Source organism: Thermodesulfatator autotrophicus, assembly GCF_001642325.1.
Taxonomy (GTDB): domain Bacteria; phylum Desulfobacterota; class Thermodesulfobacteria; order Thermodesulfobacteriales; family Thermodesulfatatoraceae; genus Thermodesulfatator; species Thermodesulfatator autotrophicus.
This window is the reverse complement of record NZ_LSFI01000012.1, coordinates 23,061-45,223: the sequence shown is the minus strand read 5'-3', so window position 1 is coordinate 45,223 and position 22,163 is coordinate 23,061. Positions and strand designations below refer to the sequence as shown.

The window sequence follows — 22,163 nt, the reverse complement described above, 5'->3', positions numbered from 1 at the left end:
ATTATTAGCCTATATAGCCTCATCGCGAGGCGATGTAGTAGCCGTGGCGATCTCAGATCCCTTCGCTGCCGTCCGTGACAGAGATTGCTTCGCCACTTCGTGGCTCGCAATGATAGAGTAGGAAAAGGCTCGCATGACACAACAGGGAAAGAGGTTTGAAATGCTAAAGTAAAGTGGAGGTCTGCGATGACAACCCATTTTGTCACCGCGGGGAGCATGTTCCCCACTGTTACTGCGAGGAGACCGGGACAGGCGAAGCAGACTCATAAGAAATTACTCCACTCGTAAAAACCATACAATGACGGTTGAGGCCCGGAATAACGGTTTCAAATTATTATCTGTTTTGCACACTAATTAATCATTCAGTCTTAGCCGAAATACCAAGCAAATAAGAGAAATTTAATGTTTTTGGCTGAAAGATAAGCTTAACTTAAGCCTAAATTAACAAAATTGAGTTTTTCAAATTTCAAAGATTAGGTATAAAAGGCTTTAACCTAGCATAAAAGCAAATTTGGGTTGAGAATCACAAATTTTTAAGGAGGTGTACGATGTCGAGGTTTTTAATCCAACGTCCCCTGCCTCACGGAGGTAGATTAGTAGAAAGGGTCATCACCGACAAAGAAGCCGCTAAAAAGATGATTAAAGGTTGCCCTTCCTACGACATTAAACCCACTCTTCACTATGAAACAGGAGTTCCGGTACGTAACGTTTATCGTGAAATCATGTCCATTTGTTATGGCTTTTTCAGCCCGGTAGAGGGCTCCATGAAGCAGGCAGAAGTAGAAAGAATTCTCAAAGAGCGCCGTCTTTTAAATGAGTGGATTTTCCCCTATCCTCTCGTTTTTGACATCAGCGAAGAAGACTACAAGAAGCTTGGGGTAGGGGCTGGTGACCGCTTGGTCCTTAATCTGAAAGGTAAGCCTTTTGCTATCCTTGATATTGAAGAAGTATGGCGTATTGACAATCCTGAAGAACTTGCTCACCTGACTTTTGGTACCCCTGAGCGTAACCCTGAAGTAGTAAAGGAACCTTTTAACAAAAAACATCCTGGTTGGGTAATTTACCGCAGCCTTCAGCCGGTAGTACTTGCTGGTAAATACACCATCATCAATGAACCCAAATTAAGGCCTCCTTTTGACAGGTTCTGGTATCCTCCACGCAAAAGCCGTGAGGAGTTTGATCGCCGCGGTTGGCGTACAGTTATCAACCACCAGACCCGTAACGTTCCTCACGTTGGGCACGAATTCTTGATGAAGTGCGCGGCCTTTACCGGAGACGTTGAGCCCTGCCACGGTATCCTGGTAAACGCGGTTATTGGTGTTAAGCGTCGTGGTGACTATCCTGACGAAGCCATTGTTGAAGGCCACGAGGCTGTAAACAAAGGCGGTTACATTAAGCCTGAGCGTCATCTCCCCACCATTGTTCTCTGGGATATGCGCTATGGTAACCCGCTTGAGTCCTTGCTCCACGGAATTATCCGTCAGAACATGGGTTGCACGCACCACATGTTCGGGCGTGACCACGCCGCTGTTGGCGAATACTATGACAAGTGGGCTACCCAGATCCTATGGACAAAGGGTATTCCAAGCTTCGGATTCCCTGCTCCGCCTACTGATGTGCCTTACGGCCTTGATATCAGGCCTCAAAATATGCGTGAATTTTCTTACTGCCCCACTTGTAAGGAAATGGCTTACTCTGAAACCTGCGGCCACAAGCGTGAAAAGCTCTCTGGAAGCTTTCTCCGCGGCATGGTAGCTGAGGGTGTTCAGCCTCCCAGCATTATTATGCGTCCTGAGGTTTATAAAGTTATCGTTAAGTGGTGGAAGCACTTTGGCTATCCGTTCTGTAATGAAAAATACGTTGTTAATAAAGAGAAAGAGCTTGAAGTTGACCTTGAAGATCTTTAAAGAAAACAACCTTTAAAAAGGAGGATGAAAATGGGTGAATATTTCATTGTAGTCCTATTGGACGACCACCGGATGGCTAAAATTAGAGGCACCGGTTTAGAGGAAAATATTAAGTATATGTTTGGTGGAGAACTTAGACTTTTAGAAGTTCCCGTTAATGAAGAATTGAAAGATAAAATTTTGCAGGAGTTTGATACCGCTCGTGTTGACTCCCGTGGTGCTATTACTGACGTACCAGTGGCTTTTATGAGGGAGCTTTTCAACCAGATTGTTGAAAAGAAATCCCTCGGGCCTGAAGTAGTAGAAGCTGTGCTCCAGAAAGTTGACGAAATTAAAGAAGCGGCTGCTAAAGAATCTGAATATCTTCCTCCCCCAGAAATTGACTAATTGCTAAAAAGAGGCCGCCTTCCGGGCGGCTTCTTTCTTATGGTTAAAACCGGGCTAATAAAATTTCTTAAAAATCCCCCAAAGGTCTTAACTGGCAAGAATATAGGTTTACTTTGCCATCAGGCTTCTATTCTTCCAGATTTAACGCCTGCCTGGGTGGCTTTAAAAGCGCTTTTTCCGCAGGGATTAAAGATACTTTTTTCTCCGCAGCATGGTCTCCTTGGTGAAAAACAGGCCAATATGATTGAATCTGCTGATACCATAGAACCTGAAACAGAACTACCAGTTATCAGCCTCTATGGGCCAAGGTTTGCTCCAGAGCCAGAACACCTGGCGGAAATAGACATACTGCTAGTTGATCTGCAGGATGTTGGCACTCGTGTTTACACTTATATCTGGACCTTGTTGCTCACCATGGAGGCCTGCGCCAAAGCCGGGGTTAAGGTCATTGTTCTTGATCGTCCCAACCCTATTGCTGGAAATATAGAAGGCCCACTTTTAGAAGAAGGACTATTTTCTTTCGTTGGCCTGGCTCCTCTCCCTATGCGGCATGGCTTAACCATAGGTGAGCTGGCCTTTTATTTTAAGCAAAAATTTTCTTTGGACTTAGAGCTTGAAGTTGTTCCTATGGAGGGCTGGACAAGAGATATGTTTTTTCCTGAGACAGGTCTCCCCTGGGTCTCTCCTTCTCCCAACATGCCTCGCTTTGAAACGGCCCTGGTCTATCCGGGCCAGGTTTTACTTGAGGGGACAAACCTTTCTGAAGGGCGTGGCACCACCTTGCCTTTTGAAATATTTGGGGCCCCCTGGCTGAAGGTATTGGCGCTTAAAAAATTTTTTTCTAAAATAAGTGAAATTAAGGTTCAAGCTATAAACTTTGTTCCCTGGTTTGATAAATGGGCGGGAAGGATTTGTCAGGGGATAAAACTGTGGGTAAAAAGGCCTCAGACTTATCAGCCTGTTAAAACGACCCTCTTGATGTTAAAAGAAGTCCTGGCTCAAAATCCTGAGTTTTCTTTTAGAAGGCCGCCTTATGAATATACATGGTCAAAATGTCCTTTTGACATTATAGTTGGGAAAGAAAAAATGCGAGAGGCTTTAAATAATCAAAACGAAGAACAAATTTTGGCCCTATTGGAAGAAGGGGTTAAAGAATTTCAAGAAGAAATTGAGGCCTTAAAACTTTATGCCTAATATGCCAGCTTGTAAATTAGCTACGAAAGAACAGGAAGTTATTGAACCTAGAATTACCAGGTTTAAATCAAATCGGGAAAGGGTAAAAACCCTTCTTTCTCAGTTTAAAAAAGAAGATCGGGTTCTCATATTGATCTGGGCGGACCCTGATTCCATGGCAAGTGCCCTGGCCATGAAGCGTCTTATCAGGCAAAGGGTATCAGAGGTTACCATTGCCCATGTAAACGAGATAAGAAGGCTTAATAACCTGGCTATGGCCCAGCTTTTAAAAATTCCCCTGGTAAAACTTCGCCAGGTCAAGGCTTCTGAATACAATAAAAAGGTCTTGATAGACTCGCAGCCTCCTCATAACGCCGAATTTATGAAATTTAATTTTGACGTGGTAATAGATCATCATCCCATAAGTAACGGCTGGGATGCTCCTTTTATTGATATTCGCCCTGAATATGGGGCCGTCTCTTCTATGATGACTGAATATTTGCGTACTTTAAAAGTAAAACCCGCGGTAACCCTTGCCACGGCTCTCATATATGGGATTAAGACTGACACTAATAACTTTGAAAAAGAGTGTACCATCCAGGATGTTCTCTGCTTTCAGTATCTCTTTAAACGCATGAACCGCCACCTGCTACATAAAATAGAAGCATCTACTATTCGGCGCGCAGAACTAAAATATTTTCGTAAGGCCTTAGAGGAAGTAAAAGTTAGGAAACAGCGCCTTTTTTCCCACCTGGGTAAGGTGCCTAATCCGGATATTTTGGTAGTCATTGCTGATTTTCTTAACCACGTGCACGAGATCGGCTGGGTTTTCGTTTCTGGAGAATATCGTGATCGCCTGGTGGTTATTATTCGCTGTGATGGTTATCGTAAAGATGCCGGCAAGCTGGCCCAGCGTGTCTTTGGTAAAATCGGCTTTGCTGGGGGCCATCGGGAAAAAGCACGTGCGGAAGTCCCCTTAGAAAATATAAACAATAACGGCAACTTCACTACCCGCAGCCTTATTCGTATACTGGAGAAGCATTTTCGCAAGTAGCAGGAGGGGGATATGCCCATCTATGAATACCGCTGTCTTGAGTGCGGCAAAGTAAGCGATCATCTTGTTCTTAGTCGAGAAGACTTTAACCCCTTTTGTAAGTACTGTGGTAGTCTTAATATGGAAAAGCTTGTTTCACGGGTTAGAGTGCGAATATCTTTGGACTCCCGTTTGGAGAAGATGGCAGACCCGTCTCTTTTAGGAAGTTTTGACGAAGAAGACCCAAAAAGCATCAAAAAAATGATAGATAAGTTCGGAGCTGAATTTGGAGATGAGCTGGGAGATGACTTTGACGAACTCATAGAAGGAGTGGAAGAAGAAATAGAAAAAGAAAGTTCTGGCCAGTCCATAGAATCTGAAGCTCCAACTAATTCTGAGGGGAAGGGTGATGGCTAAAAAAAACATCCCGGTTTTGGCTATGATCTTGGCTGGAGGTCGGGTGGATGAACTTTCTGTATTAACATTTTATCGTCCTAAGGCCTCTTTGCCTTTTGGTGGAGTTTACAGGGTAATTGATTTCCCCCTGACCAATCTCATGCGTTCAGGCTTTTTCCTGGTAGGAGTACTTTCTCAATATCGTCCTTATTCTTTGATGGAACACCTTGACTATGGTATCCCATGGGATATGACTGGTCGCCGCCGAGGAATTTATATTTTACCTCCCTTTCGTGGGCGCGAAGCTTCAGACTGGTATAAAGGGACAGCTGACGCTGTCTATCAAAACCTTGAGTTTATAAAAAGGTGGTCTCCTGAGGTAGTGCTTATCCTTTCTGGGGATCATATTTATCGGATGGATTATCGGCCTTTTCTCGATTTTCATCTGCAAAACAAAGCTGATGTTACCATAGCCTTTACACCGGTTAAGGAAGAGGAAGCCCATCGTTTTGGCCAGGGTGTAATAGAAGAAGTGTCTCCCTTTGGAGGGCCACTTAAGGACTATCGGGAAAAAGTTTCTCCGCCAGTTTCAACTTGTGCCTCGCTTACTATTTACGCTTTCAGGCCAGAAGTCCTGGAAGAGGTTCTTTTAGCCAATGTCGGGGAAGATTCTCACGAGTTTGGGCGAGATATCCTTCCTAGGATGTTAGGGGCATATCGTATGTATGGCTACATTTTTAGAGGCTACTGGGGTTATACCAGAACAGTTAAAGAATACTGGCAAACAAATATGGATTTGTTGGGCCCTGAACCCAAAATAGACCTTAAACGCTGGCAAATCTGTACTAATCTGGCCCATCGTGAAGTAAGAGATAGAAAACCTACTATTTTGGGAACCCGAGCAAATATTTGTGATAGCTTGTTTTACAACGGCTCTTTTATTAACGGAGAGGTGCACCGCTCAGTGCTTTTCCCCGGGGTGGTTATAGAAGAAGGCGCTGAGGTATCTGAATCAATTTTGTTTTATGGGACAGTGGTCAAACGTGGTGCCAGGCTTAAAAGGGTTATTTGTGACGCCGGGGTAACTATAGAAGAAGAGACACAGGTGGGAGGCGAGGAGGATATCACGGTTATTGGCACTAAAACGAGTGTGCCTTCTGGTCTTAAAATTGCTCCAGGGGCTATAGTGTATCCCAATCTAAAAAAAGAAGATTTTTCCCAGGTAAGTTATCCTGCTGGAGAAATAGTTTCCTGATGTTGAAAGAAAAAGTTATTATTGAAAACGAATTGGGACTACATGCCCGTCCAGCGGCTAAGCTAGCTGAAGTTGCCAGGCGTTTTAAGGCCAGGGTTTACCTTAAAAAAGGCTCGCGCACAGCTGAAGCTAGCAGTATATTAGATGTTTTGACTCTAGCCTGCCAGAAGGGTTCAACAGTTGAAATATGGGCCGAGGGAGAGGAAGCCGAAAGGGCTTTAAAAGAGATAATTACTCTTTTGCGTTCAAAAGCTCCATGAAACGGCTAAAAGGGATAGGCGTTTCACCTGGTGTAGCTATAGGGCCTGCCTATATTTTGCTTACCGGCCGTATTAAAATTGCGCGCAGGGTCCTCCGCCCAGAACAGATTGAAAAAGAAATAGCCCGTTTCCACAAAGCTCTGGCCACGGCTATAAGAGACTTGGAAGAGGTAAAAAGGCATATTCCTTTAGAAATGACCCAGCCGTTATCCATTATTGATGCCCATATTTTAATGCTCAAAGATCCTTCTTTAATCAGAGAAACAGAGAACTTTATAAGGCGCTATTACGCCAACGCCGAATGGGCTTTGCGTAAAGTCCTTGATAAATACCAAAAGGTTTTTTCTTCCATTGGGGACTTTTACTTAAAAGAGCGCATTCAGGATCTTGAACACCTGATTGAAAGGGTAATTCTGGCCCTAAAAGGGAAAGAAGAGTCCTTTGAGCTGGAGGATCCGGCTATTGTGGTGGCGCGGGATCTTTCCCCGGCAGATACCGCTCGTCTTAAACCTGAAACCACCCATGCTTTTGTAACAGAAATGGGCAGTCGTACTTCGCATACGGCTATTGTGGCGAGAAGCCTTGGTATTCCGGCAGTGGTAGCGGTAAAAGATATAATGGAAGAGGTTTCACCGGGAGATTTGCTTATAGTTGATGGTTTAAGTGGTGATGTGATTATTAACCCCTCTCAAGAGGTAATAGAAGAATTTCTTGATCGTCGTGTTCGCTGTGAAGAAGAAAGGGAAAGGCTTCTGGCTCAGGCCCAAAAACCTGCTATTACTCGTGATGGTCATAAAGTAACGGTTAAAGCTAACCTTGAACTTCTTGACGAGATTCCCCTGGCTATTGACTTTGGAGCTGAAGGGGTTGGGCTTTTCCGTACAGAATATCTCTACGTTGTTCGTAAAACCCTTCCTGGGGAGGAAGAGCTTTTCGCTAATTATCGTCAGGTAGTGGAGAGTTTATATCCTCATACTGTTACTTTTCGTACACTAGATCTGGGTGGAGACAAATTTGCCGAAGAACTGGATTTGCCAGCGGAAATAAACCCGGCTTTAGGGCTTAGAGCAATAAGATTATGTCTCAAAAATCCAGCTTTATTTAAAGTACAGTTACGCGCCCTCTTGAGGGCCAGTGCCTACGGAAACGTAAGAATAATGTTTCCTCTTATTTCAGGGATAGAAGAATTGAGAGAAGCCAAAAAATTTTTACAGGAGGTCTATCTAGAATTAAAAGAAGAGGGGTTCAGTATAGAACTTCCTCCCTGTGGAGCCATGATAGAAATACCTACAGCGGTCTTTATTGCTGACCACCTGGCCAAAGAAGTGGACTTTTTTAGTATCGGCACCAACGATTTAATTCAATATGCCCTGGCTATTGACCGCGGTAACGAACAGGTAGCCCATCTTTATGAGCCTTTGCATCCGGGTATTCTTAGAATGATTGACTATATCGTCAAGGCAGGCCATAAAGCGGGAATTCAGGTGGCTATGTGCGGTGAAATGGCTGGTGAGCTTTTGTATTTGCCACTTCTCATAGGCTTTGGTTTTGACGAATTGAGCATGAACCCTCAGTCTATTCCAGCTATTAAAGATTATATATGCTCCCTATCTTTTAAAAAATGTCGCCAGCTGTGTGAAGAGGTTATTGACTTTTCTTCAGCCAGAGAAGTAAAAGAGTATCTGGAAAACTGGTTGGGAAAAGAAGGTCTTTTGAGTTAGGTCTGTCTGATTAATTTTCCTGTCTTGTGAGGAAGAAATTTTCTTCTTTAGAAACCTTTGTAAAACTTAAAACATTAGATTGAGATCGCCACGGCGACTGTGTCGCCTTGCGAAAGGATTGCTTCGCCACTTCGTGGCTCGCAATGACGGGGTGGGGAACGTGACTCGCAATTACTACATTATCTGTCACTGCAAGGAGCCTCTCCCTATTATCATGCGAGGAGTACATTCCTTTATTGTCACTGCGAGGAGGCCCAAAGGTCTCCTGCTAGTAAAATTTTTGTTTTCCAGATAAATTCCGATTAATTGTTTGGGGGAAATATAAAATAGATGGGCCGTAGCATTATGAGTATCTTTTTACATGGTGGGCCTCTTTCCTGTCATTGTGAGCGGAGCGAAGCAATCTCTGTCCCGGGTAGCTTCCCTCTGCGTCACCTTGAGAGGAAATTTTGTCAAAATATATATCAAGGGGGAATAAATGGACAATCAAAATTTAAGGCATTTACCTTATGAAGAGCAGATTGAGCCGGCTAACATCGTTAAGGAAGTTGTTCTTACTTTAATAACCTGTGGTATATGGGGGCTGGTGTGGCAGTATCGTCAGATTAAAACCGTTAATCTCTTGTTGGGGCGTGAAGAGTTTCACTTCTGGAAATGGCTTTTATTTACTATTATTACCTGTGGTCTTTACCACTTATATCATGAATATCTTATGGGGCGTGCCATTGTACGCATACAGCATAAATATGGCCTCCCTCCAAGCGAAAGTCTCCCGGCCATTTCTCTGGTGGTAACGCTCCTTTCTTTAGGAATAATCACCGATGCTTTACAACAGAAAGAACTAAATCTAATTATTGAAGAACTGAAAGCCAAACAGGCAAGAAAAATTTAATGCTTTACTGGCAAGAGAAATCTCTTTTCCGGTTAATTTTAGGGCTTTTTATTTTTTTAGTTTTTTTATCTTTTTCAGGGCAGAAGTGGATATTAAATCTACCTCTGCCCTGGATCTGTCCTTTTAAAACGCTAACAGGCTATCCCTGCCCGGGTTGTGGCCTTACTGAAGCAACGCGTCTCCTCCTTCAGGGAGAAATAAAGCAGGCTTTTTTTGTTAATCCCCTGGTTTTCCTGGTGTGGGGGCTTTTAATTTTTGTGGCTATTTTCCCTGAAAAGGCCCTGGTAGCGTTTCAGAAAAAAAGGGGCTGGGAATTACTTCTGGTTTTAGTCCTCGGCTGGTGGGCTTTTAGGTTAATTTTTGGCCTTTAAGAAGATAGCCCAGCATGCTTTCCTTATTTTGAGCACGCATAAGGCTTTCGCCTATAAGAGCAGCCCTGATTCCGGCTTCTTTTAAACGCAAAATGTCAGTGTGGTCTTTAATTCCTGACTCAGAAACAAGCACCACTTCTTCCGGGATTTTTTGGGCTAAAGATAGCGAGGTTTCAAGGCTTACCTCAAAGGTTTTAAGATTGCGATTGTTAATACCAATGATTTCGGCTCCGGCATTAAGGGCTATTTCCAGTTCTTTTTTGTCATGTACTTCTACCAGGGCTTCAAGGCCTAGCTCGTAGGTGGCTTTCAAAAGGTCTTTTAGCCTTTCAGGAGAAAGGGCAGCTACGATTAGGAGAAGGGCATCAGCGCCAAAAGCCCTGGCTTCTTCTAGCTGGATTTCGTCAATAATAAAGTCTTTACGCAAAATAGGGAGACTGACTTCTTCTCTTGCCGCGGCCAGATACTCCAGATGACCGCCGAAAAAAGGTTCATCTGTTAGGCAAGAGATGGCAGCGGCCCCAGCTTGTTCATAAACTTTAGCAATCATTTTGGGGTCAAACTCTTTGGCGATAAGTCCTTTAGAAGGCGAGGCCCTTTTAATTTCTGCAATGATGGCGAAGTCCTTGTTTTTGAGGGCTTGTTTAAGAGATTTTCGGGGATAATCCCAGAAAGGGCGGAAAAAAAGCCCTCGCTTTTTACGAGCAAGGACTTCTTCTTTTTTGGTGGCTAAAATCTTTTCCAGGATGTTTTCCATTAGGTTCCTCCTGGTTTTTAGTTAGCTTAGCCAAAAAAGCAGGGACAGGCAAAAATTTTTTGCCCGTTACTTTTGTTTACGCTAAATTCTAGAAATACTATGAAAAAACTACTTCTGATTTTTCTTTTGCTGACAAGTTTTTGTCTAATAGCCTGTGGTAAAAAAACTCCTCCTAAACCGCCTTTGGCTGTGCGCCCTGAAGCCCCGAAAAATATTTCAGTTACTTTGCATTTCTGGGGGGCTGAATTATCGTTTGATATTCCCCGTCAAAAAGTTGATGGAGAGCCTTTAGACGGCCTTGAAGGGGTAAGAATTGTTCGTTACGAAGAAAGCCTTTTCCCGCCTTATTATCGCCATGAAAAAAATTTCTGGATTCCCTTTTCCTCTGAAATGTTTAAGAATTTAAGGCGCTATCATTTTAATGATCGGGATCTCAAGGAAGGATATCGCTATACTTATTATATTTACGCCGTAAGAGGCTGGCGTTGTGTTAGTGATCCTGGACAATCAAAGCCTTTTGCCTGGCATGTCCCCCCAGGGCAAGTTAAAAACTTAAAGGCTATTCCTGGTGACGCCGTGGTAGTTTTAAGCTGGGCTCCAGTAAAAAATTTTATGGACCAGCGCCCAGCAAAAGGGAGTTCTTTTCTTTATCGCGTCTATCGCCGCAAAGACCAGAGAGTTCTGCCTAAACCTATTACAGGGCTGCTAAATGGAACCAGCTTTCAGGATATAGCGGTAGTTAACGGAAAGTCCTACGGCTATAGTGTAGCCGCTGTTTTTAATTTTATGGGTAGCTTGATAGAAGGCCCTAAAAGTGAAGAAGTGTGGGTAACGCCTGAAGATACCTCGCCTCCCCCTCCTCCTGAAGGTCTAGTGGCTGTTCCTCATCAAAAGGGAATCCTTTTGTACTGGCGCAAAAGTGGAGCCGTGGACCTTTTAGGCTATAAAGTTTATCGCCAGAGAGATGGGAATAAACCTGTTTTGTTGACTCCAAGCCCTATTTCTCACCCCAGGTTTTTTGATATTCCCCCGGCTCCAGGAGTTTACACTTACTGGGTAACAGCGGTTGATAATTCTCCTCGAAGGAATGAAAGTCTTCCTTCGGAAAAAGAGTCTGTTAAATATGAACCTTAGGAGATATTGCCAGCGGTTAAATGATTAACGAAGCTACTTTAAAAGAGCTTTTTAGACAGCCAGAAGGGTATCTCAGGCAAAAAAGAATAGTAGGTGAAATAGTTGAAAGGCCTTTACCAAGGTATTTCCAGATTACTATCTTGGTGAAAAGAGGCGGGAGTTCATTAATGAAGTCTCAAAAGCTTTCCAAGAATAATATGGAAAAGATCCCTCTGGGGACTATATCACTTTTGGCCAGTCTCCTTGAGGAGGACTTACATCGTAATTGGAGACATATCTTTACGGTAATAAATGAACTCAAGTGGCAGCCTTTTAAGAGAGAGAGAGTTCTTAAGGAACCAGAAACAGAAAACCCGACGGTAAAAGCTATTTGTGCCTCCCTTGCCGAATGGTTGTGCCGCAAAGAAGGAGTTTCGCCTCCTAGTTGGGCGGTGAATACAGGGCCAAGCCCAAAAGCGGTTTATTTTGTTCCCCTTTCTGCTCATTCAATTGTTAAAGGAGCTATAATTTTTTTCCAGCTGATTTTAGAAAAAGGCTTTTATAGCGGCACTGGGAGAAAATGAGGAGTAGTTTATTTTTGGGCAAAATAAGGGTGTCTCAAATACCGCCAGCCCGGGCCGAGACATCCTGAAAGGCGGATCAAAAATACCCGGGTCAGGTTGCGTGTTAGCAGCCTGAAAGCCAGGAAAACAGATGCATCACTTTCACTATCAAGACGGTGAACTTTACGCTGAAGATGTTCCAGTGCGTCAGATTGCCAGAAAAATAGGCACACCCTTTTATCTTTATTCAACAGCCACTCTTAAAAGACATTACCAGGTGTTTGATGAAGCGTTCTCAGGCCTTCCTCACTTGATTTGCTATTCGGTAAAAGCCAATTCCAATTTAGCGGTATTACGGCTTTTCGCTAAGGAAGGCTCAGGAGCAGATATCGTCTCTGGAGGGGAACTTTACCGGGCTTTAAAGGCGGGATTGTCGCCTAAAAAGATAGTTTTTTCTGGGGTAGGAAAAACACCTAGAGAAATGCGAGAGGCTTTAAAAGCAGGAATCCTGATGTTTAACGTAGAAAGCCTGGGAGAGTTAAAAACTCTTGCCCAGGTAGCTAAAAAGATGGGCAAGGTAGCTCCTGTAGCAGTGAGAATTAATCCAGATGTTGACCCCAAGACCCATCCTTATATTTCCACCGGACTCAAAAAAAATAAGTTTGGCCTAGACCTTGAAACCGCCCTTGAGGCCTATCTCTTTGCTAAAGAACATCCCCACCTGGAAATAGTGGGAGTTGATTGTCATATCGGGTCTCAGCTTACAGAAATTTCACCTTTTGTTGAGGCTTTAAAAAGGATCAAGGCCTTTGTAAATAGGCTTAAAGAGTATGACATACAGATTAAATATATTGACCTTGGTGGCGGCCTTGGCATTGTTTACGGGGAAGAGTCCCCGCCTCCTCCCAGAGAGTACGCCCAGGCCCTTAAACAGGAACTTTCTGGCCTGGACGTGACTCTTATACTAGAACCAGGGCGGGTGCTGGTGGGCAACGCCGGTATTTTAGTTACTAAAGTCCTTTACTTTAAAGAAACACCGGCCAAAAAGTTTTTGATAGTAGATGCGGCTATGAATGACCTTTTGCGGCCGGCCTTTTATCAGGCTTATCACGAAATAATCCCTGTGCTTTCAAAAGAGCGTCCAAAAATAACAGTTGATGTGGTAGGTCCGATATGTGAAACTGGAGACTTTTTTGCCAGGGATAGAGAGCTTCCCATGCTTCGTCCAGGAGAGCTTCTTGCCATTATGAGTGCCGGGGCTTACGGCTTTGTCATGTCTTCAAACTATAATTCTCGCCCCAGACCGCCAGAAGTAATGGTAAACGGAAAAGATTTTTACGTGGTTAGAAAAAGGGAAAACTATGCCAGACTTATAGCTGGAGAAAAGATTCCCCCTTTCCTTGAGAAATAAAAATGCTTGAAGAATTTTGAGAGATTGTTATGAAAAAGGATATGGATGTTGATCCTGCACGGTTAGAAGGCCTCTCTTTTACCAAAATGGTTGCTTCGGGAAACGACTTTATTCTCATCAACAACTTTGAGAGGCGCATTCCTGCTGAATGGGGGCCAGAGCTTGCCAGAAAGCTGTGCCGGCGTGCTTTTTCAGTGGGAGCAGACGGCCTTATACTGATAGAACCGCCTAAAAGCCAGGAAGCTTGCTTTTCCTGGCGTTTTTTTAATGCAGATGGAAGCGAAGCGGAAATGTGTGGTAACGGTGGCCGTTGTGCCGCAAGGTTTGCCGTGGCCGAGGGCTTGTGCTCTTCTGAGCACGCCTTTGAAACTCTGGCTGGCCTTATTCGGGCAGAAGTTAAGGGGAAAAGGGTAAAAATTGAACTTACTCCACCTCATTCTTTGCGTCTTGACCTAAGCCTTGAAATTGATGGCCAAAAATATGAGGCGTTTTTTGTTAACACAGGAGTGCCGCATACGGTTTTGTTCCTTTCTCCTGAGGAATTAGAAAAACTTGAGGTGAAAAGTCTGGGAGCCAAAATTCGTTTTCATTCTGCTTTTGCTCCTGCTGGCACTAACGTTAATTTTGTGGCCCCTATTGGGCCTAAAGAGTTAAAAGTCCGCACTTATGAACGAGGGGTAGAGGTAGAAACTTTTGCCTGTGGCACTGGAGCCTGTGCTTCGGCTATTATTGCTGCTAAAAAGGGTTTAGTAACACCTCCGGTTACGGTAAAAACCAGCGGTGGAGAAACCCTTACGGTTTTTTTTGAGTTGAAAGACATGAGCCGTTTGTTTCTTGAGGGTGAGGCCCGTTTTGTCTATCGAGCTTCTCTGTCAAGAGAGGCTTTAGAATAAATTAAAGGAGGAAAATATGTCTGCACGTAAGTGTGGCCGTAAAGCCAGCAAAACCAATAAAAAGAAAGGCCTTGAGGGAGCTATTGTTGCCCTGATAACTCCTTTTAAAGATGGCAAGGTAGATGAAGAATCATACCGGGCCCTGGTTGAGTGGCAAATTAGCCGAGGGATTGATGGTCTTTTGACGGTAGGGACAACGGGTGAATCAGCCACTCTAAGTCTTGAGGAAAAAAAGCGTCTTTATGAATTAACACTTGAGATAGCTAACGGCCGTGTCCCTGTAATTGCTGGTACGGGCACCAATGATACGGCTAAAACCATAGAAATGACCAAACTTGCGGCAGATATTGGGGTAGATGCCTGCCTTTTGGTAACTCCGTATTACAACAAGCCGAGCCAGGAAGGCCTTTATCAACATTACAAAGCCGTGGCTGAAGCGGTGAAAAAGATGCCGCTTATTCTTTATAACGTGCCAAGCCGTACCGGTGTTTCTCTTGCTCCTGAAACCGTGGCAAGACTTTCCAAAATCAAAAATATCGTAGGTATTAAAGAGGCTACTGGATGTATGAGGCAAAACACGGAAATAATCAGGCTTTGCGGTAATAAATTTTTGCTTCTTTCGGGAGATGACTTTACCTGTTTTACCACCATGGCCCTTGGAGGGCATGGGGTAATTTCTGCCTCAGCTAACGTGATCCCTAAAGAAATGTCAGATATGATGAAAGCAGCCAGAGAAGGTAAATGGGACAAAGGGCGGAAGCTCCATTTAAAGATTTATCCCATGTTTAAAGCTATGTTTCTGGAAAGCAATCCTGTGCCAGCTAAAACCGCCCTTTATCTTATGGGCAAAATTGCTACGCCTGAAGTTCGCCTGCCACTTGCTCCCATGAGCGAAGCGAATTTAGAAAAACTTAAAGAAGTCCTTAAAGATTACAAACTGATTTAATGGAGGGGGACATGGTTAAAGCTATTGTAGCCGGTGCGGCCGGGCGCATGGGCACACGCATTATTCACAATATTTTAGACACCCCTGGCATAGAGCTTGTCGCTGCTTTTGAAAGGCCTGATAGCCCAGCCGTGGGAAAAGATGTAGGCGAAGTCATAGGGCTTCCTAACCTGGGTATTCCTATTGAAGATTCACTGGAAAAAGTCATTGATAAAGGCGACGTGATTATTGATTTTACCTTCCACGAAGCCTCTTTGGCCAATGCCAGGATAAATGCTAAGTATGGTAAAGCCATGGTAATAGGTACAACGGGCTTTTCTAAGGAAGAGCTTGAAGAAATTCACGAACTAGCTCGCCAGCATTTTCCTCTGGTTCAGGCTTATAACATGAGTCTAGGTATAAATTTGCTTTACAAGTTGGTAGAACTGGCTACCCAGGTGCTTGGAGAGGACTTTGACATTGAAATTGTAGAGGCCCATCACCGCATGAAAAAAGACGCTCCCAGTGGCACGGCTATAGCTTTGGCCAATGTTATTGCCAGAACCTTAGGCTGGGATGAATCCACTTTTCGTTTTTGTCGGGAAGGCATTATTGGCGAGCGTCCTAAAAAGGAAATAGGCATTCAGACCATTCGGGCTGGCGAAATAGTTGGTGAACATACGGTTTATTTTGCCGGAACTGGTGAAAGAATAGAGCTAACCCATCGGGCGGCCAGCAGGGATACTTTTGCCCGTGGAGCAGTGAAGGCAGCCCTCTGGGTGGTGGGTAAATCTCCAGGGGTTTATGATATGCACGACGTATTGGGGCTAAAATAAAAGTTGTTTTGGTAAGATTGTCTAAGCTTTAAACTGCTTCGCTTGTCCGTGAGACCGCTTCGCTTGTCCCGAGCGAAGCGAAGGATCACCTCGCTGTGACAAACAGGGAGAGTCATTGTGAGCGAAGCATCTGATAATCCCTGAGACTGCTTCGTCGCGCTTGCGCGCTCCTCGCAGTGACAATGGGGGGAGTCATTGCGAGCCATGTTCCCCTTCTCGTCATTGCGAGCTATGTTCCTCTTCTCGTCATTGCGAGCCACGAAGTGGCGAAGCAATCCCTGCTTCAAGTGTTAGCGAAGAGAGCCAATATCGCCACGGCGACTATGTTGCCTTGCGATGACATTATGTAAGGTAAGAAGGCAATAAACAAAATCTTAGTCAGATTTAGACGAGTGCGTTATAATAACTTTATGAAAAAAAAGCTTCCTGTTGGTATTCAGAGCTTTGAAGTTATACGCACAGAAAATTATTACTATGTTGATAAAACACATTTTGTCAAAAAACTGGTTGACGAAGGCAAATACTTCTTCCTGTCCCGTCCAAGGCGCTTTGGTAAATCCCTCTTCCTTGATACCCTCCGCCAGGCCTTCTTAGCCAAAAAAGAATTATTCCACGGCCTCTATCTTGAAAATCACTGGGACTGGTCCACCAGATACCCCGTTATCTACATAAGCTTCGGTAGCGGCGTGCATAAAAACTTGAAAGAACTTAGAATAACTATTGAAGAAATCCTTAAAGATCATGAAAAGTTTTATCAAATCTTTCTGACATATCCCTCTTTGAAAGGTCGTTTTAAAGAACTTATAGAAACCTTATCCCAGAAGTATAACCAGAAAGTGGTAGTCCTCATAGATGAATATGACAAACCCATTCTTGATAATATTGAAAACAAAGAGACAGCCATTGAAATTCGGGAAGAGCTAAAAAATTTTTACTCTGTATTAAAAGATGCTGACCCATATCTCAAGTTTGTGTTTATTACAGGGGTTACCAAATTCAGCAAAGTCTCTCTTTTTTCCGGGCTTAACAATCTTGAGGACATAACTATTTCTCCCTCTTTTGCAACTATTTGTGGATATACTCAGGGAGAGTTTGAGAGGGTATTTGCAGATCGTCTTGAGGGAGTTGACCTTGAAGAGGTTCGCTACTGGTATAATGGTTACTCCTGGCTTGGTGAGCCTGTCTATAACCCCTTTGATATCCTCCTTTTTCTTCGTGAAAAAATTTTTCGGCCTTACTGGTTTGAAACAGGCACTCCCACTTTTCTTATAAAGCTGATTATTGAGAGGCGTCTTCTGGTGCCTACCCTTGAAAACTTAGAACTTGGAGACGAAGTTATAGAAAGCTTTGATGTTGATAGAATCTATCCTGAAGCCCTGCTTTTTCAAACAGGCTATCTCACCATAAAAAATGTAAAAAAGAAAAGAGCCCTTTTAAAGTATCAGCTAAGCTGGCCTAACTTTGAAGTGAAATTAAGTTTTAATAATTATCTTCTAAACACTTTTGTTGACCTTATAGAAAAAGAAAAGAACTTAGATCAGGTTTATTTAGCGCTTGAGAGGAAAGATTTTGACAGAGTAAGAGATGCATTTAAATCATTTTTTGCATCTATTCCGCATGACTGGTATCGTAAAACAGAACTTTATCAATACGAAGGATTTTATGCCAGTGTGTTTTATGCATATTTTGCAGCATTAGGGGTTGAGGTAAAGGCGGAGGATGCCACAAGTCATGGGCGGCTTGACATGGCAGTTATGTTTGAAGGAAGGTGTTATTTTTTTGAGTTCAAGGTTGTAGAGCTTGAGGAAGAAGGAAAAGCTCTTAAGCAGTTAAAGGAAAGGAGGTATTTTGAGAAGTACCATAGCAAGTGTAAGGAGATTTATCTTATAGGAGTTGAGTTTAGCAAGAAGGAGAGAAACATTGTGGGCTTTGAGTGGGAAGAAGTAGTATATTAGATCTTATTTTTAGGTATAGTTTTCAATCATTTTCAAATTACTTATTTTAAAGTTTTATAGCAGATTGTTCTCTTTCAAGAAGTTCTCTAGTACTCACGCCAGGATTTTAGTAATCTTCTGTAATGTTTGTGTATAAAAGAATAGGGCTATTTTGTGTGCCTATTAACTGTCAAACTCCGGATGATGTCCCCGTAAAAAAGTCCTGAAATGATTAGACAGATTAGATGTATTTGGCAATAGTGGAGTAGAGTTTTTCAAGGTCGTAAGGCTTGGTCAGTACATCTGTAAAGGGATATTTTTCCAGAACCTGGTCAATATCTTTGTTATAACCTGTTGATAAAATGGCCTTAACATTAGGGTCTATTTCTTTAAGTTTTTCTATGGCCCATAAACCGCCTTTACCTCCTGGGACGGTAAGGTCAAGGATAACCAGGTTAAAGGGGCTACCTTTAGATAAGGCATTTCTATACTTTTCCAGGGCTTCAGGACCATCTTTGGCAGTTTCTACCGAAAAACCGTTTATACTTAAGGCTTCTTTAAGAAGATCTCTAAGGTATTCCTCATCATCCATTACCAGGATTTTAGCTTTTGAAGCAGATGGGAAAAAGGTTTCTTTTTTAATGTCTTCTTTTTTGGAACGGGCCTTGCCTTTGGGAAGAACAAGCTTAAAAGTTGTTCCCTGGCCTGGTATAGAATTAACTTCTATTTCTCCTCCAGCCCTTTCTACCAGGACTTTAACAGTAGCCAGGCCAAGGCCGGTACCAGTCTCTTTGGTAGTAAAACCTGGTTCAAATATGTAAGGCAAAGATTCTTCAGGGATACCAGGCCCGGTATCCCTGATAATAAGAACAACTTTATCATCAAGGCTTTCGGCCTGAATAAAAATAGTCCCTCCTTCAGGCATGGCTTCTTTGGCGTTCACTACCAGGTTCTGTATTATCTGGGAAAGATGAGCAGGGTCCATTTTTACTGGAGGAAGATCATCAGGTATTTCTAGATGGAGCCTTATAGAAGACCCCCGTAGAAGAAATGTTATTATATCTTTCAGAAACTCTTTTAAAGAAACATCTTCTGGTTGGGGTATATCTCCCCTGGCGAAAAGGAGTAACCTCTGTGAAAGTCTCTGGGCTTCTTTTATAGCTTCCTGGCTGCGTGTAAGTATTTCTATTACTTTTTCATCCCTGGAAAACTGTCTCGCAAGGTCAAGGTTTAGCATTAGAGAGGCCAGGAGATTATTAAAGTCGTGGGCAACTCCTCCAGCCATTAATTCCAGTGCTCTGTGTTTTTCAAGGTTAATGCGTTCCTCTTCAAGTTTTTTGCGCTCGGATATGTCCTGCACCAGGCCGAGAAAAAGCCTGTGGTTGGGAAGATTAAGCACATTAAAAAATATTTCCACCGGGAAGACTGAGCCGTCTTTTCTTCTGGCTTCAAGTTCAACTCTTTTTCCGGCCAGCTTACTTTTTCCGGTTTTGATAACTTCTTTAAAGCTTGACTTGTATTTTAGGTGGTACTTTTCAGGGACAAGAGTCAAATGGAGGTCTCGCCCTATTATCTCTTCTTTTTTATAGCCAAAAATCTTTTCTGCCTTTGGGTTAAAGTAGGTAATCTTCCCCTCCTCATCCATTAAAACAACTCCGAGAGGGGACTCTTCGGACAGGGAACGAAAAAGAAACTCGCTTTCTAGAAGAGCCTCCTGTATCTTCTTTAATGGAGTAATATCGTAAAGAATATTCCATATATAAGTTTTGCCGTCTTCTTCTACCAGTTTTGAGGTTATTTCTACGAAGAATGGGTTTCCTGTAAGGCTTTTTTGTTCAACTTCATATTGTTTGACTTCACCTTTTTCTTTTAAAAGGGCCAGAAACTTTTCTCTGTCTTCTTTTCTCACATAAAAGTCTTGAGCTTTAAGGTGGGTTACATCAAAATTTTCTGGTATCTGGTAAAGCTTTCTAAAGGCTTGATTAACCATGTGAATACGGCCTTCTGGATCGCTTATGGCAACGGCTACGGGAATATCTTCAAAAAGACGCTTAAATCTCTCCTCGGCCTTTTTCTGGGCATCAATGTCTAATAGATAGATTATTCTGTATGGATTAAACTTAGCAGTGGTTACCAGGGCAGAAAGCATTAGGTACCATCGGTTATCAGCTTGTAGCTTTATTTCCCGGGCAAAGTGTCTTTTTTCTTTAAAACAGTCTTCATGCACACAAAAGTCACAGGGAGTTTCTTTCCCAAAAAGCAATTTATAGCACTTATCTCCAATAACCTCTTTATTGCTTAAGGCTTTAAATTTTTCATTGGCAAAAACAATGCGAAAGTGTTGGTCCACAATGTAAAAAAGGCCTGGGAAAATCTCTCCTGTTTTTTTGACAAAATGAAGCCAGAAGTCTTCCACCTCAAGTTTTCTAACAATGTGGAGCCAGCCTACCAGCTTGTCGTCTTCTTTTATAGGGGTTACATAGCACCAGAGCCTGGTACCAAGATGAGGCTCAACCATGCTTTGGCAGCAAGCCTTTTGCTCTTTATAAGCTTTACTCCTCAGGCAAAAATCTGGAGGGCAATTTTCTCCGTGAATAACTTCGTAACAAGGCCTGCCTATTATCTTAAAACGAGGTTTTTTAACAACTTCAGCCAGGGCTTTGTTGGCGTAAAGAATATTCCCCTTAACGTCAAGAATCATTACCCCGTCTGGCAAAAGCTCAAAAAATTCAGGATTAAAACTCTTTAGCTTCATAGAAGCAAAATTTATATAAGCCCATATTCTTTCTTTGCCATTGGCCCCGGTTTTTACCCGCCATTGCGAGCTACGTTCCCCACCTCGTCATATTGTGGTTTTGCGAGCCACGAAGTGGCGAAGCAATCTCTTCCCCGAGTGATCCCCAAGAAATTTAAGATCACCACAGCGACTACGCCGCCTTGCGGTGATACCCCGTAGTATAAAAATGCTTCCATTGATAAATAAGCATGTGTATAACTTTTTGATTCAATTTTATTCATAATTTGATTCATTTTTACTCATAATAATATTGTTTTACTATTTTGGTAAATATTTTTTACGGCGAAGCATTAAAAAACTATGTTTTTTCTTATATAAATAAGATGATTTCTATAGTTTCTGTATATATTTTGTATGTATTATTAAAGTTTAAGCCCCTTAGAAGAGTAACCTTTTAAAAGATTTATCATCTTTTCTATTTCTTTTTCCAGAGATGGAGTTATCAAAAATTCCGGATGAGAAGGGAAGCCGCAGGTCTTTAAAGCTTCTTCAGAAATGAGATAAAGATATTTTTCTTCATCAGCATATCCCAAAAGATGGCAAATGTAGTCAGCTAAGGCTACAGTAATAATAACTTTTTGAGTGCGCTTAGGAAGTTTTTTAAAGTGTGAATAATCACCAAAATGATGAAAAGCTACAGTGGTGGCTATTTCTTTGGGCAGCCTCCAGATATAGCAAAGCACCTCTCCAATAACTTGATGATTAAAACCAGTAGCATTTTCTTCAGCGATAACAGGAGGTAGTTCTTCAGTATCTTCGTGTAAAAGTAATCCTCCTGTTTCTTCCTGCTTAAAATAAGGTAAGAAAAATTTACCAACGTCATGCATGAGTCCTGCGGTAAGAGCCAAGCCCGGAGGATCCTGGAATTTTTTAGCAATTTCCCCGGCGGCTACCGAAACTGTGGCAGAGTGCAACCAGATTTTATTTACTTCTTCTTTAGATAATGGAGAGTGTTTATTTACTGTTTGCTCAAGCATTAGCTGGAAAAGCAAATTCCTTACCTGATTAAATCCCAGATAAAGTATAGCGTGGTGTATAGAAGTAATTTCTTTACCTGAAGAAGGGCGAAAATAAGCTGAATTTACCAGTGCCAAAAGCCTTCCTGAAATAACAGGGTCTGTTGAGGCAAGGGCGGCTACCTCTTTAGAATCTACCATAGGGTCTCGCAGCATTTCTGAAAGCTGCCAGGCAGCCCCAGAAGGCAAAGGAAATTTTTTTAGTTCAGTGTATAAAAATTCCTTTTGGTTGTCATTGAGGGTTCGAGAAGTTGTTATGGCGTATTCTTTTAAACTATATGTCTTTAAAGCTTCTTTCTTTTTTAAAAGCCTTTGGTAATAGATCTTATTGGCTTTTACTTCATTAGGTAAATTGTTTAAATTTTTAAAATGTTTTTTATTTTGTTTTTGCCTGGAAGAGATATAAATATTCTCCTGAGAGGCCTTACTCCTCTTCCATATAATTACCCCTATTAAAAAAAAGGATATTATTATGCTAATTACAAAGTATGGATAAGGCATTTTCCCCTCTTTCCATCTCTTT

The 22,163-nt window shown here is 42.5% G+C and carries 21 protein-coding genes; 17 read left to right on the top strand and 4 right to left on the bottom strand.

The features are described from left to right. The first annotated feature begins 548 nt into the window (after positions 1-548). The 10 genes from sat (at position 549) to TH606_RS03505 (ending at position 9,395) form a co-directional block, all read left to right on the top strand. Positions 549-1,907 (top strand): sulfate adenylyltransferase, encoded by a 1,359-nt coding sequence (sat, locus tag TH606_RS03550; protein ID WP_068541326.1) that lies wholly within the window; start codon positions 549-551, stop codon positions 1,905-1,907. 30 nt (positions 1,908-1,937) lie between these two features. After that, the gene (locus tag TH606_RS03545; protein ID WP_197460501.1) at positions 1,938-2,294 is read left to right on the top strand and encodes a DUF6955 family protein; all 357 of its coding nucleotides are present in this window, start codon (positions 1,938-1,940) and stop codon (positions 2,292-2,294) included. A 39-nt stretch (positions 2,295-2,333) separates the two neighbouring features. Beyond that, positions 2,334-3,488 carry an exo-beta-N-acetylmuramidase NamZ family protein gene (locus tag TH606_RS03540; protein ID WP_068541329.1) on the top strand — a complete coding sequence of 385 codons (1,155 nt, stop codon included), beginning with the start codon at positions 2,334-2,336 and terminating at the stop codon, positions 3,486-3,488. Continuing rightward, positions 3,481-4,521: a DHH family phosphoesterase gene (locus TH606_RS03535; protein ID WP_068541324.1), complete on the top strand. Its 1,041-nt coding sequence runs from the start codon at positions 3,481-3,483 to the stop codon at positions 4,519-4,521. The genes TH606_RS03540 and TH606_RS03535 overlap by 8 nt, the downstream gene beginning before the upstream one ends. A 12-nt stretch (positions 4,522-4,533) precedes the next feature. Then, complete coding sequence (locus TH606_RS03530; protein WP_068541323.1) at positions 4,534-4,917, top strand: FmdB family zinc ribbon protein; 384 nt, start codon at positions 4,534-4,536, stop codon at positions 4,915-4,917. After that, entirely contained in the window at positions 4,910-6,151 is a 1,242-nt protein-coding gene (locus TH606_RS03525) for a glucose-1-phosphate adenylyltransferase family protein (protein ID WP_068541322.1), read from the top strand. Before TH606_RS03530 ends, TH606_RS03525 begins: the two co-directional genes overlap by 8 nt. After that, positions 6,151-6,411: an HPr family phosphocarrier protein gene (locus TH606_RS03520; protein WP_068541321.1), complete on the top strand. Its 261-nt coding sequence runs from the start codon at positions 6,151-6,153 to the stop codon at positions 6,409-6,411. The genes TH606_RS03525 and TH606_RS03520 overlap by 1 nt, the downstream gene beginning before the upstream one ends. Then, positions 6,408-8,132 carry a phosphoenolpyruvate--protein phosphotransferase gene (ptsP, locus tag TH606_RS03515; RefSeq protein ID WP_068541320.1) on the top strand — a complete coding sequence of 575 codons (1,725 nt, stop codon included), beginning with the start codon at positions 6,408-6,410 and terminating at the stop codon, positions 8,130-8,132. Before TH606_RS03520 ends, ptsP begins: the two co-directional genes overlap by 4 nt. Before the next feature lie 478 nt (positions 8,133-8,610). Then, entirely contained in the window at positions 8,611-9,024 is a 414-nt protein-coding gene (locus TH606_RS03510) for a DUF4234 domain-containing protein (protein WP_068541319.1), read from the top strand. Further along, positions 9,024-9,395 (top strand): DUF2752 domain-containing protein, encoded by a 372-nt coding sequence (locus tag TH606_RS03505; RefSeq protein ID WP_068541318.1) that lies wholly within the window; start codon positions 9,024-9,026, stop codon positions 9,393-9,395. The genes TH606_RS03510 and TH606_RS03505 overlap by 1 nt, the downstream gene beginning before the upstream one ends. Here the strand turns inward: TH606_RS03505 and trpC are convergent. Beyond that, positions 9,373-10,152 (bottom strand): indole-3-glycerol phosphate synthase TrpC, encoded by a 780-nt coding sequence (trpC, locus tag TH606_RS03500; protein WP_068541317.1) that lies wholly within the window; start codon positions 10,150-10,152, stop codon positions 9,373-9,375. The two genes, TH606_RS03505 and trpC, sit on opposite strands and share 23 nt — an antisense overlap. Positions 10,153-10,251: 99 nt before the next feature. Here trpC and TH606_RS03495 point away from each other — a divergent pair, with 99 nt between their 5' ends. The 7 genes from TH606_RS03495 to TH606_RS03465 all read left to right on the top strand — a co-directional run bounded on the left by TH606_RS03495 (position 10,252) and on the right by TH606_RS03465 (position 17,848). After that, on the top strand, positions 10,252-11,286 hold the full coding sequence (locus TH606_RS03495) for a fibronectin type III domain-containing protein (RefSeq protein WP_068541316.1): 1,035 nt from the start codon (positions 10,252-10,254) through the stop codon (positions 11,284-11,286). Positions 11,287-11,306: 20 nt separating this feature from the next. After that, complete coding sequence (locus TH606_RS03490; RefSeq protein WP_068541315.1) at positions 11,307-11,849, top strand: hypothetical protein; 543 nt, start codon at positions 11,307-11,309, stop codon at positions 11,847-11,849. A 130-nt stretch (positions 11,850-11,979) separates the two neighbouring features. Beyond that, positions 11,980-13,239, top strand: a complete 1,260-nt coding sequence (lysA, locus tag TH606_RS03485; RefSeq protein ID WP_068541314.1) for a diaminopimelate decarboxylase — start codon at positions 11,980-11,982, stop codon at positions 13,237-13,239. 29 nt (positions 13,240-13,268) lie between these two features. After that, on the top strand, positions 13,269-14,132 hold the full coding sequence (gene dapF, locus TH606_RS03480) for a diaminopimelate epimerase (protein WP_068541313.1): 864 nt from the start codon (positions 13,269-13,271) through the stop codon (positions 14,130-14,132). A 16-nt stretch (positions 14,133-14,148) separates the two neighbouring features. Beyond that, complete coding sequence (dapA, locus tag TH606_RS03475; RefSeq protein WP_068541312.1) at positions 14,149-15,078, top strand: 4-hydroxy-tetrahydrodipicolinate synthase; 930 nt, start codon at positions 14,149-14,151, stop codon at positions 15,076-15,078. Between the two features lie 11 nt (positions 15,079-15,089). Continuing rightward, positions 15,090-15,893, top strand: coding sequence for a 4-hydroxy-tetrahydrodipicolinate reductase (gene dapB / locus TH606_RS03470; RefSeq protein WP_068541311.1), 804 nt, complete (start codon positions 15,090-15,092; stop codon positions 15,891-15,893). 410 nt (positions 15,894-16,303) lie between these two features. Further along, complete coding sequence (locus TH606_RS03465; protein ID WP_068541328.1) at positions 16,304-17,848, top strand: ATP-binding protein; 1,545 nt, start codon at positions 16,304-16,306, stop codon at positions 17,846-17,848. A gap of 220 nt (positions 17,849-18,068) precedes the next feature. Here the strand turns inward: TH606_RS03465 and TH606_RS03460 are convergent, their stop codons facing one another. The 3 genes from TH606_RS03460 to TH606_RS03450 all read right to left on the bottom strand — a co-directional run bounded on the left by TH606_RS03460 (position 18,069) and on the right by TH606_RS03450 (position 22,141). Continuing rightward, on the bottom strand, positions 18,069-20,582 hold the full coding sequence (locus TH606_RS03460; protein WP_068541310.1) for a PAS domain S-box protein: 2,514 nt from the start codon (positions 20,580-20,582) through the stop codon (positions 18,069-18,071). Positions 20,583-20,635: 53 nt separating this feature from the next. Further along, entirely contained in the window at positions 20,636-20,857 is a 222-nt protein-coding gene (locus TH606_RS03455) for a hypothetical protein (protein WP_068541309.1), read from the bottom strand. 129 nt (positions 20,858-20,986) lie between these two features. Continuing rightward, a complete protein-coding gene (locus TH606_RS03450; RefSeq protein ID WP_068541308.1) occupies positions 20,987-22,141 on the bottom strand; it encodes an HDOD domain-containing protein in 1,155 nt (384 codons plus the stop codon). Positions 22,142-22,163 lie beyond the last annotated feature (22 nt).

Bases quoted from the DNA above. Each gene is read 5' to 3' on its own strand.
- TH606_RS03530 (WP_068541323.1), top strand. From the start codon at position 4,534: ATGCCCATCTATGAATACCGCTGTCTTGAGTGCGGCAAAGTAAGCGAT.
- dapB (WP_068541311.1), top strand. From the start codon at position 15,090: ATGGTTAAAGCTATTGTAGCCGGTGCGGCCGGGCGCATGGGCACACGC.
- TH606_RS03510 (WP_068541319.1), top strand. From the start codon at position 8,611: ATGGACAATCAAAATTTAAGGCATTTACCTTATGAAGAGCAGATTGAG.
- TH606_RS03535 (WP_068541324.1), top strand. From the start codon at position 3,481: ATGCCTAATATGCCAGCTTGTAAATTAGCTACGAAAGAACAGGAAGTT.
- TH606_RS03540 (WP_068541329.1), top strand. From the start codon at position 2,334: ATGGTTAAAACCGGGCTAATAAAATTTCTTAAAAATCCCCCAAAGGTC.
- TH606_RS03455 (WP_068541309.1), bottom strand. From the start codon at position 20,857: ATGAATCAAATTATGAATAAAATTGAATCAAAAAGTTATACACATGCT.
- sat (WP_068541326.1), top strand. From the start codon at position 549: ATGTCGAGGTTTTTAATCCAACGTCCCCTGCCTCACGGAGGTAGATTA.
- TH606_RS03465 (WP_068541328.1), top strand. From the start codon at position 16,304: ATGAAAAAAAAGCTTCCTGTTGGTATTCAGAGCTTTGAAGTTATACGC.
- TH606_RS03545 (WP_197460501.1), top strand. From the start codon at position 1,938: ATGGGTGAATATTTCATTGTAGTCCTATTGGACGACCACCGGATGGCT.
- TH606_RS03490 (WP_068541315.1), top strand. From the start codon at position 11,307: ATGATTAACGAAGCTACTTTAAAAGAGCTTTTTAGACAGCCAGAAGGG.
- dapF (WP_068541313.1), top strand. From the start codon at position 13,269: ATGAAAAAGGATATGGATGTTGATCCTGCACGGTTAGAAGGCCTCTCT.
- TH606_RS03525 (WP_068541322.1), top strand. From the start codon at position 4,910: ATGGCTAAAAAAAACATCCCGGTTTTGGCTATGATCTTGGCTGGAGGT.
- TH606_RS03460 (WP_068541310.1), bottom strand. From the start codon at position 20,582: ATGAAGCTAAAGAGTTTTAATCCTGAATTTTTTGAGCTTTTGCCAGAC.
- TH606_RS03495 (WP_068541316.1), top strand. From the start codon at position 10,252: ATGAAAAAACTACTTCTGATTTTTCTTTTGCTGACAAGTTTTTGTCTA.
- dapA (WP_068541312.1), top strand. From the start codon at position 14,149: ATGTCTGCACGTAAGTGTGGCCGTAAAGCCAGCAAAACCAATAAAAAG.
- TH606_RS03520 (WP_068541321.1), top strand. From the start codon at position 6,151: ATGTTGAAAGAAAAAGTTATTATTGAAAACGAATTGGGACTACATGCC.
- trpC (WP_068541317.1), bottom strand. From the start codon at position 10,152: ATGGAAAACATCCTGGAAAAGATTTTAGCCACCAAAAAAGAAGAAGTC.
- ptsP (WP_068541320.1), top strand. From the start codon at position 6,408: ATGAAACGGCTAAAAGGGATAGGCGTTTCACCTGGTGTAGCTATAGGG.
- TH606_RS03450 (WP_068541308.1), bottom strand. From the start codon at position 22,141: ATGCCTTATCCATACTTTGTAATTAGCATAATAATATCCTTTTTTTTA.
- lysA (WP_068541314.1), top strand. From the start codon at position 11,980: ATGCATCACTTTCACTATCAAGACGGTGAACTTTACGCTGAAGATGTT.
- TH606_RS03505 (WP_068541318.1), top strand. From the start codon at position 9,024: ATGCTTTACTGGCAAGAGAAATCTCTTTTCCGGTTAATTTTAGGGCTT.